This is a genomic window from Streptomyces sp. NPDC003042 (assembly GCF_053591315.1).
In genome coordinates, this window is the sequence record NZ_JBSFTP010000123.1 from 1 (window position 1) to 12404 (window position 12404).

Below are 12404 nucleotides of genomic sequence, written 5' to 3' on the forward strand. Positions count from 1 at the left end.
GGCCCCGACGCCCCGATCATCACCACCGACGCCCGCCACCGCGCGGACGCCAAGAGCGCGCTCATCACGCTCGTGGAGCACGCCCTGATGGCGCGCCTGCGGTAGTCGGAAAGAAGCATCCGGAAAGGCCCCCGTGTCATGGACGCGGGGGCCTTGGTCGTGCGCGGACGTACGAGGCGTACGCGTTCGGGCGACGTGGACGGCGTACGGCGAAGGCCCCGCACCCTGGACAGGTGCGGGGCCTTCGGGGGCTCGGGAGATCAGCCCTGCCAGCTGTGCGGGGCGCGGAAGCCCGGCGTGCGCTCCAGGCGGCGCCAGCCGGCCTGGGAGCGGGGGATGCTGACGGCCTCGGGGGTGGTGGCGGCGCGGGCGAGCAGGATCGCGGTGATCGCGGCCAGCTCCTCGGGCGCGGCGTGGCCCTTCTCGACCTTCAGCAGGGTGTCGGTGGCGATGCTCATCGGTGGCAGGTCTCCTTCGCTCGTTACTGAGGCGGGTTGCCGTGCTTGCGGGACGGCAGATCGGCGTGCTTCGTGCGGAGCATCGCGAGGGCGCTCACGAGCACCTCACGCGTCTCGGCGGGGTCGATGACGTCGTCCACGAGGCCGCGCTCGGCCGCGTAGTACGGGTGCATCAGCTCGGCCTTGTATTCCTTGACCATCCGGGCGCGCATCGCCTCGGGGTCCTCGGCGTCCGCGATCTGCTTGCGGAAGATGACGTTGGCGGCACCCTCGGCGCCCATCACGGCGATCTCGTTGGTGGGCCAGGCATAGGTGAGGTCGGCGCCGATGGACTGGGAGTCCATGACGATGTACGCGCCGCCGTAGGCCTTGCGCAGGATCAGCGAGATCCGCGGGACGGTGGCGTTGCAGTACGCGTACAGCAGCTTGGCGCCGTGGCGGATGATGCCGCCGTGCTCCTGGTCGACGCCCGGCAGGAAGCCGGGGACGTCCAGCAGCGTGACGATCGGGATGTTGAAGGCGTCGCAGAGCTGGACGAACCGCGCGGCCTTCTCGGAGGCGTGGATGTCCAGGACGCCGGCGAGGTGGGCGGGCTGGTTGGCGACGATGCCGACGACCTGGCCGTCCAGGCGGCCGAGGACGCAGATGATGTTGCGGGCCCAGCGCTCGTGGATCTCCAGGAAGTCGCCCTCGTCGACGAGCTCCTCGATGACCTTGTGCATGTCGTACGGGCGGTTGCCGTCGGCGGGCACCAGGTCCAGCAGGACGTCGGAGCGGCGGTCGGCGGGGTCGCTCGTCTCGTGGACGGGCGGGTTCTCGCGGTTGTTGGAGGGGAGCATCGTGATGAGGTAGCGGACCTCGGAGATGCAGGTCTCCTCGTCGTCGTACGCGAAGTGCGCGACGCCCGAGGTCTCGGCGTGCACGTCGGCGCCGCCCAGACCGTTCTGGGTGATCTCCTCGCCGGTCACCGCGCGGACCACGTCGGGGCCGGTGATGAACATCTGCGAGGTCTCGCGGACCATGAAGACGAAGTCGGTGAGCGCCGGGGAGTACGCGGCGCCGCCGGCGCAGGGGCCCAGCATGACCGAGATCTGCGGGATGACGCCCGAGGCCTTGGTGTTGCGCTGGAAGATGCCGCCGTATCCGGCGAGCGCCGAGACGCCCTCCTGGATACGGGCGCCCGCGCCGTCGTTGAGGGAGACCAGCGGGGCACCGGCCGCGATGGCCATGTCCATGATCTTGTGGATCTTGGTGGCGTGGGCCTCGCCGAGCGCCCCGCCGAAGATCCGGAAGTCGTGTGCGTAGACGAAGACCGTGCGGCCCTCGACCGTGCCCCAGCCGGTGATGACACCGTCCGTGTAGGGCCTCTTGGCCTCCAGGCCGAAACCGGTCGCCCGGTGGCGGCGCAGCTGTTCGACCTCCTTGAAGGAACCTTCGTCGAGCAGGAGCGCGATGCGCTCGCGCGCGGTCAGCTTGCCCTTGGCGTGCTGCGCCTCGGTCGCCCGGTCGCTGGGTCCGCGCCGCGCCTCCTCACGGAGGGCGTGCAGCTCGGCCACGCGCCCGCGGGCGTCCGTCGGCTCGCTCGGAGTCTGGTCCACAACGGTCATGTACCGACCTTACGAAGGCGGGCCGTGAAAACCCTCCGTCGGTTCCGCACAGTCTCGGGGCCCGTCCGCTGTCCGGCCCGGACAGAAGCGCCGGACGATGTATGGACTCCCCCAGTCGGGACCGTGGGCCTTTGTGGAGATGTCACAAGAAGTTCGGATGAACTCCCGAAGAAGTTGAAATTTGAACGGAATAGGTCTAGCGTCATTCTCGTTGAAGGTTCAACTAACCCAGGAGGAAGTCATGGGTCTCTTCACCCGCCGCAATCAGTCCGCCCCCGTCCAGGAAGGCATCCGCGCAGCCGTCGCCACGCTCGAAGTGGACCCGGCGCTCGCCGCACTCACCGGCGACTACGTCGTCGACGCCGCCCACAGCAGCATCGGCTTCACCGTCCGCCACGCCATGGTCACCAACGTCCGCGGCACCTTCGCCGACCACGAAGGCACCCTGCACCTGGACGGCCGCGACCCCTCCCGCTCCACCGCCTCCATCGACGTCAAGACCGCCTCCGTCGACACCGGCATCGCCGACCGCGACGCCCACCTGCGCGGCGCGGACTTCTTCGACGCCGACACCTTCCCGCTGATGGGCTTCCGGTCCAGCGAGGCGCGTCAGCTCGGCGGCGACACGTACCGCATCACCGGTGAGCTGACGATCAAGGACGTCACGCGCCCGCTCTCCATCGACCTGGAGTTCGGCGGCTCCGCCACCGACGTGTACGGCAACGAGCGCGTCGGCTTCGAGGGCTCCGCCGAGATCCTGCGCTCCGACTGGGGGCTGACCTGGAACGCCGCGCTGGAGGCCGGCGGTGTGATGGTCAGCGACAAGGTGAAGCTGACCTTCGACATCTCCGCCGTCAAGCAGGCCTGACGCCGTCGGGAGTGAGGGGTATCTGGGGTACCGGGGGCGGCGGCTAGAAGCCGCCCCCGCCGTCGAAACCACCGCCGCCGTCGAAGCCGCCGCCACCGAAGTCCCCGCCGCCGAAGTCGGAGGGGTTGAAGTCGGCTCCGGAGACGTCCCCGCCCTCGAAGCCGCTCTCGGCTCCGCCGAAGTCCGAGGCGTAGGCGGGGCTGGACATCATCGAACCGAGCATCGTGCCCATCAGCAGACCGGGCAGGATGCCGCCGCCGAAGTAGCCGCCGGCCCAGGGTCCGTACACCGGGCCCGCGTCGTAGTACGGGCGCGGCCCACGCTCGGTGTCGACCGTACGGACGGCCGGGTCCAGGCCGTCGCGCAGCCGTACGGCGTCCGCCGTGCAGACCGGGACGGTACGTGCGGCCCCGCCCGGCGGGGCCCAGGTGGCGTCCTCGGCGCTCGGCCCGTGCCGCGGGTCGAAGAAGCAGGGCGCGCGGCGCTCGGGCAGGGGCTTGCCCTGACGGCGCGCGTCGAGACGGGCCAGGGCGTACCGGCCGTCCTCCAGCGCCTGGGTCACGCCCCTGACCTCTTCGGGGCGCTCGACCGAGGCCATGATCCGCTTGGCCTTGTCGTACGAGTCCAGGCCGCGCTCGTAGTCCTGGCGCATGGCGTCGTCGGCGCCGGGCTCCCCGGGGTGGAAGTCGAGCCGCTCCAGTTCCTCACCGAAGGCCGTGATGTCCTCGTCGACGACCACGCCGAGGCGGGCGACAGCCGCGCGCCGGGCCTCCTCCTTCTGCTTCCGGTTGCGGCGCACCAGTGCGTACGCGCCACCGCCGCCGACCGCGGCCACCACGCCGAGGGTGATCAGCCCGCCGACCGGGACTCCGTCGTCGGCGCCGGCGTCGCCCCAGGAGGCCGGGGCGCTGCCCTCGACCTGGGTCAGGGCCTGGTCGACGAAGTTACCGAGCTGCGTGCCCGCGTCCACGGGTCCGCCGGTCTTCACGGCCTCGGTGAGGTTGCGTACGGCGTTGGGCGGCATGACCACCGGGTCGGCACCGGCGTTGAAGCCGTCGCCGAGCCGGATCGCGTAGAGCCCGGTGATGCCGGTCTGGGCACGGACGGCGCTGAGCACCTTGTCCTCGGGGAACTCGGCGGTCGCCGGCAGCACGGCGACGAACACCGGCTTGTCCGCGTCCTTGATCTTCTCCGCGAGCGCGTCGGCCTCCGCCTTCGGGAGCTGCGCCTCGACGCGGGGATCGACGTAGACCGGGCTCCGCTTGAGCGCCTCGGCCACGACGGCGGGCCCGGTGGCGGCGGACGCCTGCGGGGCGGCCACGAAGGCGGTCACCGACAGCGCCAGCAGCAGACCGGCCAGCAGCACACCGGAAAGTACGGATATCAGCCTCGTCCTCATACCACGACGCTACCCGAACCGACACTTTCCCGTGTGAACCGGACATAAGCTCCTCACGGTCCCGGCGGGAGACTACTCGGCCGGTTCGACTCCCGCGTGGAGGAGGCCGAAGGTGAAGGCGTCCTCAAGGGCCTGCCAGGAGGCCGCGATCACGTTCTGGGCGACGCCCACCGTCGACCATTCGCGGACGCCGTCCGTCGTGGAGATCAGCACACGGGTCGTGGACTCCGTGCCGTGCTTGCCCTCCAGGATGCGGACCTTGTAGTCGACCAGCTCGAACTTGGCCAGCTGGGGGTAGAACCGCTCCAGCGCGAACCGCAGGGCCCGGTCCAGCGCGTTGACCGGGCCGTTGCCCTCCGCCGTCGCGACGATCCGCTCGCCCTTGGCCCACAGCTTGACCGTGGCCTCGTTGGCGTGGGTGCCGTCCGGGCGGTCCTCGACGATCGCGCGCCAGGATTCGGTACGGAAGTACCTGCGGGCCCGCCCCTCGACCTCGGCGCGCAGCAGCAGCTCGAAGGAGGCGTCGGCGGCCTCGTACGTGTAGCCCTGGAGCTCCCGCTCCTTGACCCGCTCGACCACCCGGGAGATCAGCGCGCGGTCCCCGCCGAGGTCGACGCCGAGCTCCTTGCCCTTGAGCTCGATGGAGGCGCGGCCGGCCATGTCGGAGACCAGCATGCGCATGGTGTTGCCGACCCGCTCGGGGTCGATGTGCTGGTACAGGTCGGGGTCGACCTTGATGGCCGAGGCGTGCAGTCCCGCCTTGTGCGCGAACGCGGAGACGCCGACGTAGGGCTGGTGCGTGGACGGGGTCAGGTTCACGACCTCGGCGATGGCGTGCGAGATCCGGGTCATCTCGGCGAGGGCGCCCGCGGGCAGGACCTTGCGCCCGTACTTGATCTCCAGCGCGGCGACGACCGGGAAGAGGTTGGCGTTGCCGACGCGTTCGCCGTAGCCGTTCGCGGTGCACTGGACGTGGGTGGCGCCCGCGTCGACGGCGGCCAGGGTGTTGGCGACGGCGCAGCCGGTGTCGTCCTGGGCGTGGATGCCGAGGCGGGCACCGGTGTCGGCCAGGACCGTCGCGACGGTGGCCGTGACCTGCGCGGGCAGCATGCCGCCGTTGGTGTCGCAGAGGATGACGACGTCGGCGCCGGCCTCGTGCGCGGTGCGCACGACCGCTTTGGCGTAGGCGGCGTTGGCGCGGTAGCCGTCGAAGAAGTGCTCGCAGTCGACGAAGACGCGGCGGCCCTGCCCGACGAGGTAGGAGACCGTGTCCCGGACCATTTCCAGGTTCTCGTCGAGGGTGGTGCGCAGCGCGAGTTCGACGTGGCGGTCGTGGGACTTGGCGACCAGGGTGATGACCGGCGCGCCGGATTCCAGCAGGGCGCGGACCTGCGGGTCCGCGGCGGCGGAGCCACCGGCCCGGCGGGTGGCGCCGAAGGCGACCAGCTGGGCGTGCTTGAAGTCGATCTCGGCGCGGGCGCGGGCGAAGAACTCCGTGTCGCGGGGGTTCGCGCCGGGCCAGCCGCCCTCGATGAAGCCGACCCCGAAGTCGTCGAGATGCCGGGCGATGGTCAGCTTGTCCGCGACCGTGAGGTTGATGCCCTCACGCTGGGCGCCGTCGCGCAGGGTGGTGTCGAAGACGTGGAAGCTGTCGTCGAGTGCCTCTGTCGGCTCAGTCGCCTCTGTCGTCGTCATGCTGATCTGACTCCTGTCGGATGAGTGGTTCCGGAGACCGGGGATCCACTGCCCCCATCATCGCGCGCTGCCGTCCCGGCATGATTCGGGCCGGGAAACGAAAAAACCTCTCGCGGGTGCGAGAGGTCTGCGCGCGGGTCTGGGGCACGGTGGCCGCTGCCGCGAAGGTCGTCCACGGTTCAGCGGTCACTGAGGACCGGCGCGCTGCCGTCGATAATCATGAGCTGAGCAGGCACGTTCGCAGTGTGCCACACCGCTTGCCGCGGGTGGACAGGGATCTCAGCATGCGGGCACCCTGCCCGCGGCCCCCGTCTGCCACGGCCGGCGGCCCGGAGGGCAGGCTGTGGTGCGCCTCGCGGCCCGGTGACATGGGCGGGCTCGCGGAGCCGCCGCTGCGGGCAGGAACCCGGAGCGCACGGTTGTGGCCCGCCCGCGGCCCGGTGGCACGGGCGGGATCCCGGTGGAGTCGGCCTGCGGCCCCGGAGGCTGCGGTCACGTCATGGCCGCGGGGTGAGGGACTCGACCAGGAACTCCTCGACGTGTTCCAGGATGTCCGCGCGGGAGAGGAGCGGCAGGCCCACGGCCAGTTGGATGCTGAACCCGTCGAGCAGGGCCCTGGTGCGCGCGGCGAAGCGGTCGGGATCCACCGGCCGGAACTCGCCGCGCGAGATGCCCTCGGCGAGCAGGGCGACCAGGTCGCGGTGCCAGGCGCCCTCGATGGCGGCCTGCCGGTCGCGTTCCTGGGGGCCGGCGTTCTGGGAGCGGTTCCAGACCTCCAGCCACAGGGTCCAGTGCGGGTCCCGGGGGCCCTCGGGTACGTACAGGTCGACGTACGCCCGTACGCGCTCGCGCACCGATCCGCGGCGCGACAGCAGCGCCCGCCGCTCGCCGCCGAGGGCGGCCTCGCTCCACTCCAGGGTCTGCAGCAGGAGTTCGTCCTTGCTGCCGAAGTAGTAGAGGAGGTGGCCGCTGCTCATGCCGACCTGGCGGCCCAGGCCTGCCATGGTCAGGCCTTCGAGGCCGCGCTCGGCGATCGTGGCCATGGCGGCGACGAGTACGTCCTCGCGCGGGGGCGCGTTCTTGCGCGCCGCCCGTACCGGTACTCCACCCGCCACCATGGGCCACTCCTTCATGAGGTCCTCCGCAGGTCAGACCTTCGGCTGCTGCTGGGTGATGCAGTGGATACCGCCACCCCCCGCGAAAATCGTACGTGCGTCAACGAGGGTGACGGTCCGCCCGGGGAACAGTCCGCGGAAGATCTCGGCCGCCTCCTCGTCGCGCGGGTCGTCGAAGGAGCACAGCACCACACCGCCGTTGCAGAGGTAGTGGTTGATGTAGGAGTAGTCGACCCACTCGCCGTCCTCCTCCAGCACGGTCGGCGCGGGGATCTCCACGACCTCCAGCAACCGGCCCTGGGCGTCGGTGGAGGAGCGCAGGATGGCGGCGATGGTCTTGCAGCGCTCGTGGTCCGGGTGGGCCGGGTCGGGCTGCGTGTGGACCATGACCACACCCGGGCGGGCGAAGGCGGCGACGATGTCCACGTGGCCCTGGGTGCCGTAGGTGCCGTAGTCGCCGGCCAGGCCGTACGGCAGCCAGATGGCCTTCGTCGTACCGAGGTGGGCGTGGATCTCGGCCTCGACCTGCTGGCGGGTCCAGCCGGGGTTGCGGCCCTCACCGAGCTGCACGGTGTCGGTGAGCAGGACGGTGCCCTCGCCGTCGACGTGGATGGCTCCGCCCTCGTTGACGAGCGCGGTGCTGTACGTACGGCTGCCGACCACGTCGGAGATGTGCCGCGCGATCTTCGAGTCGTGGTCCCAGCGGGCCCACTCCTGGGCGCCCCAGCCGTTGAAGGTCCAGTCCACGGCGGCCAGCTCGCCGGCCTCGTTGGTGACGAAGGTGGGGCCGATGTCCCGCATCCAGGCGTCGTCCAGCTCCTGCTCGACCAGCTGCACGTCCTCGCCGACGATCGCGCGGGCGCTGTCCGCGTCACCGGGCGAGACGACGAGGGTCACGGGCTCGTACGCGCGTACGGCGCGCGCGACGGCGCCCCAGGCCTCGCGGGCCTCGGCGAGCTCCTGCTCGTTGGTGAAGGTGGGGTTGGGGCTGGGCCAGGCCATCCAGGTGCGCTCGTGGGGGGTCCACTCGGCGGGCATCCGGAATCCGGCGGCGGCGGGCTGGGCAGTCACGGGCTGTGAGGTCATGGCAAGGGGGTCCTTAGGGCCTATTACAAGCTGGTGCCTGTTACAAGAAGTACAGGCGGTTGAGGGAGACCGACTCGGCGGCTTCGGAGCGCAGCGGTTCCCCGTCGAGGGAGACGAGTCCGCTGCGCGCGTCCACGTCGACCGCGCCCACCCGGGAGTTGAGGAGCAGGTCCTTCGGGCCGATGCCGCGGGTGCCGCGGACGGCGACCCGGCGTCGGCGGGTCGGCATCTCGTCGCCGCCGAGGGCCGCGGCCGCGGCGGAGACGAAGGCGACGGAGATGTCGGCCGCGGTGGCCCCGTAGGAGCCGAACTGCGGGCCGAGAACGAGCGGTTCGCAGGTGTCGGTGGCCGCGTTGGGGTCGCCGGTGACCCCGTAGGCCGGGAAGCCGGACTTGAGGACCAGCTGGGGCTTGGCGCCGAAGAACTGCGGGCGCCACAGCACGATGTCGGCGAGTTTGCCGACCTCGATGGAGCCGATCTCGTGGGCCAGGCCGTGGGCGATGGCGGGGTTGATGGTCAGCTTGGCCATGTAGCGCAGGACGCGGGCGTTGTCGTCGCCCTCGCCGTCGCCGGCCAGCGGGCCCAGTTCGCCCTTCATCTTGGCGGCCATGGCGAAGGTACGGCGGATGGTTTCGCCGGCCCGGCCCATGCCCTGGGCGTCGGAGGAGGTGATGCCGATCGCGCCCAGGTCGTGCAGTACGTCCTCGGCGCCCATCGTCCCGGCGCGGATGCGGTCGCGGGCCATGGCGGCGTCGCCGGGGAGGTCGGGCTTGAGGTCGTGGACGGAGACGATCATGCCGTAGTGCTCGGCGACCGCGTCGCGGCCGAAGGGCAGCGTGGGGTTGGTGGAGGAGCCGATGACGTTCGGCACGCCCGCCATCTTGAGCACGTTGGGGACGTGCCCGCCGCCGCAGCCCTCGATGTGGAAGGCGTGGATGGTCCGGCCGTCCAGGACGCGCAGGGTGTCCTCGACGGAGAGGCACTCGTTGAGGCCGTCGCTGTGCAGCGCGACCTGTACGTCGTACTCCTCGGCCACGCGCAGAGCGGTGTCCAGGGCGCGGGTGTGGGCCCCCATGTCCTCGTGGACCTTAAATCCGGAGGCGCCACCTTCTACGAGTGCCTCGACGAGGGGCGCGGCATCCGAGGAGGAGCCGCGGGCGAGGAAGCCGATGTTGACGGGCCAGGCGTCGAAGGCGTTGAAGGCGTGCTTCAGCGCCCACGGGGAGTTGACGCCGACGCCCCAGACGGGGCCGAACTCCTGGCCGATGATCGTGGTGACGCCCGCGGCGAGCGAGGCCTCCATGATCCGCGGCGAGAGCAGGTGGACGTGGGTGTCCACGGCGCCGGCGGTGGCGATCAGGCCCTCGCCGGAGACGATCGACGTACCCGTGCCGACCACGACGTCGACTCCGTCGAGGGTGTCGGGGTTGCCGGCCCGGCCGATGGCGTGGATACGGCCCTCGCGGATGCCGATGGAGACCTTGCGGATGCCGAGGACGGCGTCGATGACGAGGACGTTGCTGATCACGACGTCGCAGGTCTCGCGGACGGCCGCGGCCTTCAGGTGCAGCCCGTCGCGGGCGGTCTTGCCGAAGCCGGCCAGGAACTCGTCGCCGGGCTTCTGGGCGTCGTGCTCGACCCGGACGGTGAGGCCCGAGTCGCCGAGGCGCACCCGGTCACCGGCGCGGGGGCCGAAGACGGAGGCGTACTCGTGCGGGTCGATGTGCCGGCTGCCCGGCGCGCAGTGGTCGCTGTGCGGGGTCTTCTTGCTCACGCCTGCTCTCCGTCCGCGTGGTCGCTGCCGCCGGCCCGGTCGGCCGGGGTCGTGGTGGGCCAGGAGGACGGGCCGGCCTCGCCGGAGGCGCCCAGGTAGCCGCAGGCCGCCGCGCGGCGCAGGGCCTCCTCCTTGGCCCCCGGGGCGTCCAGGGGGCCGTCGACCAGGCCCGCGAAGCCGATGGCGATGCGTGCGCCGCCGATCGGGACCAGGCCGACGTCGCCCTCGCCGTGCGGGTCGAACCGTACGGAGGAGCCCGCCGGCACGCACAGCCGCATGCCGTAGGCGGCGGAGCGGTCGAAGTCGAGCCGCGGGTTCGCCTCGAAGAAGTGGAAGTGGGAGGTGACGCTCACCGGCACGGACGCGGTGTTGCGCACGTGCAGGTGCAGCTGCGGCTCGGGCTGCGGCGCGCCCGGGCCCGGTACGACGGCGCCCGGGGCGTCGTCGCCGAGCGACACGGCGCCCTGGATCGGGGCCGATACCACCGCGAGCCGCGATCCGTCGTCGAAGACGGCCTCCACGTGCACCTCGGTGACCACGTCGGCCACGCCGGGCAGCACGTCGTCGGGGCCGAGCACGCCGCGGGCCTCCTCGATGGCCTCCGCGAGCCGCTTGCCGTCGCGCGCGGCCTCGCAGACCGTGTCCGCGATCAGCGCGGTGGCCTCCGGGACATTGAGCTTCAGGCCTCGGGCGCGCCGGGCCCTGGCCAGTTCCGCGGCGCTGCGCAGCAGCAGCCGGTCGCGCTCCGTAGGGGTCAGCCGCACGCCGATCCACCACCTTTTGAGTCGATGGGTTAGAGCATCACTCTAACTCTTCATTCCCTTTCCAGGAAGCATTGACCTGGGACCAGGGCTTGAGTCACATTGAGTGTCGCTCAAACAAGTGCGTCACCACCCGCCGCCCTGCCAAGGGAGTCCCCCCATGCCCATCGAACAGCGCGGAGTCGACACCATCCCCGAGGAGGAGCGGACGAGCGGTCCACGTGACCTGATCTCGATCCTCCTCGGTTCCAACCTCTGCCTCGGTGTGATCGTGTTCGGCTGGCTGCCCCCGTCCTTCGGACTGGGACTGTGGCCCTCGGTCACCGCCATCGTGACCGGCACCCTCGTCGGAATCGCCTTCACCGCACCGCTCGCGCTGGTCTCCCTGCGCACGGCGACCAACCTGTCGACCTCCAGCGGCGCCCAGTTCGGCGTACGCGGGCGGCTCGTCGGCTCCGTGGTCGGCCTGCTGCTCTCGCTCGGCTACACCGCGCTGACCCTGTGGATCGGCGGCGACGTGATGGTCGGCGTCCTGTCCCGGCTCACCGGACTGCCCGACACGGGCGTCTCGCGGGCCGCGATGTACGGCGTACTGGCCGCCTGTACCGTCGTCGCGGCCGTCTTCGGCTACCGGCTGCTGCTGCGCATGAGCAAGATCCTGTCCATCGGCATGGTCGTCCTGCTGGCCATCGGCGTCTTCGCCTACGCGGGCGACTTCACCACCGCCGCCCCGCCGGACACCGAGTACCTGCTCGGCTCCTTCTGGCCGACCTGGATGCTCGCCGCCGTCGCCGCCGGCCTCAGCGGCCCCGTCGCCTTCATCACCCTGCTCGGCGACTACACCCGCTACATCTCCCCCCGCCGACACACCCCCCGCAAGGTCTTCTGGGCCACGGGGCTCGGTCTGCTCGTCGGCCTGCTGATCCCGCAGCTCTTCGGCACCTACACCGCGCTCGCCGCCCGGGCCGGCGCCGACTACGCCGGGCCGCTCGTCGAGGCCGCGCCGTTCTGGTACCTGGTCCCGCTGCTCGCCGCCGCCGCGGCCGGCTCGGTGGGCAACGCCGGTCTGATGCTCTACTCCATGGGCCTGGACCTCGACGCGATCGTCCCCAGGGCCACGCGCACCACCGCCACCGTGATCGCCGCGGTCGTCGCCACCGCGTTCGTCTTCTTCGGCTCCTTCTCGTGGGACGTGCAGTCGGCGATGACCTCGTTCGTCCTGCTGCTCACCGCGATCGGCACCCCGTGGGCCGTGATCACCCTGATCGGATACGTGCGCTGCCGCGGGCAGTACGACGCCGACGCCCTCCAGGTCTTCAACCGCCACTCCCGGGGCGGGATCTACTGGTACCGCGCCGGCTGGAACGTGGCCGCCACCACCTCCTGGGCGGTCGGCGCGGGCATCGGCCTGCTCGCCGTGAGCACCCCCTTCTACGAGGGCCCGCTGCTCGCCCTGGCCAACGGCGTGGACTGCTCCTTCGTCCTCTCCGGCCTGGCCGGCGGACTCCTCTACGCGGCGCTGACCGCCCGCACCGCGCCCGCACCGGTGCCCGCACCGGCGCCCGCCGTGGAGGAACCGGCCACCGCCTGAGGCCCCTTGTACGTACGAAGGCCCGCGCTCCCGGGATCGATCCGGGAGCG

Annotated in this window: 10 protein-coding genes and 1 pseudogene; 3 read left to right on the top strand and 8 right to left on the bottom strand. The window is 71.4% G+C overall.

What is annotated here, in order from left to right; all coding sequences use genetic code 11:
* Positions 1-105, top strand: a pseudogene (locus ACWDYJ_RS34265) (ATP-binding protein); the annotation flags it as partial.
* 155 nt (positions 106-260) lie between these two features.
* Here ACWDYJ_RS34265 and ACWDYJ_RS34270 read toward each other — a convergent pair.
* Both ACWDYJ_RS34270 and ACWDYJ_RS34275 read right to left on the bottom strand, forming a co-directional pair.
* Positions 261-458 (bottom strand): acyl-CoA carboxylase subunit epsilon, encoded by a 198-nt coding sequence (locus ACWDYJ_RS34270; RefSeq protein WP_451569516.1) that lies wholly within the window; start codon positions 456-458, stop codon positions 261-263.
* A 23-nt stretch (positions 459-481) separates the two neighbouring features.
* Positions 482-2065, bottom strand: coding sequence for an acyl-CoA carboxylase subunit beta (locus ACWDYJ_RS34275; protein WP_451569517.1), 1584 nt, complete (start codon positions 2063-2065; stop codon positions 482-484).
* 241 nt (positions 2066-2306) lie between these two features.
* Here ACWDYJ_RS34275 and ACWDYJ_RS34280 point away from each other — a divergent pair, with 241 nt between their 5' ends.
* Entirely contained in the window at positions 2307-2933 is a 627-nt protein-coding gene (locus ACWDYJ_RS34280) for a YceI family protein (RefSeq protein WP_451569518.1), read from the top strand.
* Positions 2934-2976: 43 nt separating this feature from the next.
* Here the strand turns inward: ACWDYJ_RS34280 and ACWDYJ_RS34285 are convergent, their stop codons facing one another.
* The 6 genes from ACWDYJ_RS34285 to ureA all read right to left on the bottom strand — a co-directional run bounded on the left by ACWDYJ_RS34285 (position 2977) and on the right by ureA (position 10766).
* Positions 2977-4332, bottom strand: a complete 1356-nt coding sequence (locus ACWDYJ_RS34285; RefSeq protein WP_451569519.1) for a hypothetical protein — start codon at positions 4330-4332, stop codon at positions 2977-2979.
* Positions 4333-4404: 72 nt separating this feature from the next.
* The gene (cimA, locus tag ACWDYJ_RS34290; protein WP_451569520.1) at positions 4405-6027 is read right to left on the bottom strand and encodes a citramalate synthase; all 1623 of its coding nucleotides are present in this window, start codon (positions 6025-6027) and stop codon (positions 4405-4407) included.
* 497 nt (positions 6028-6524) lie between these two features.
* Positions 6525-7160 carry a TetR family transcriptional regulator C-terminal domain-containing protein gene (locus ACWDYJ_RS34295; RefSeq protein ID WP_451569521.1) on the bottom strand — a complete coding sequence of 212 codons (636 nt, stop codon included), beginning with the start codon at positions 7158-7160 and terminating at the stop codon, positions 6525-6527.
* Between the two features lie 15 nt (positions 7161-7175).
* Entirely contained in the window at positions 7176-8228 is a 1053-nt protein-coding gene (locus tag ACWDYJ_RS34300; protein WP_451569522.1) for an agmatine deiminase family protein, read from the bottom strand.
* Between the two features lie 40 nt (positions 8229-8268).
* Positions 8269-10002, bottom strand: a complete 1734-nt coding sequence (locus tag ACWDYJ_RS34305; protein ID WP_451569523.1) for an urease subunit alpha — start codon at positions 10000-10002, stop codon at positions 8269-8271.
* Positions 9999-10766, bottom strand: coding sequence for an urease subunit gamma (gene ureA / locus ACWDYJ_RS34310; RefSeq protein WP_451569524.1), 768 nt, complete (start codon positions 10764-10766; stop codon positions 9999-10001). Before ureA ends, ACWDYJ_RS34305 begins: the two co-directional genes overlap by 4 nt.
* A 157-nt stretch (positions 10767-10923) precedes the next feature.
* Here ureA and ACWDYJ_RS34315 point away from each other — a divergent pair, with 157 nt between their 5' ends.
* Positions 10924-12354 (top strand): cytosine permease, encoded by a 1431-nt coding sequence (locus ACWDYJ_RS34315; RefSeq protein WP_451569525.1) that lies wholly within the window; start codon positions 10924-10926, stop codon positions 12352-12354.
* Positions 12355-12404: the final 50 nt, after the last annotated feature.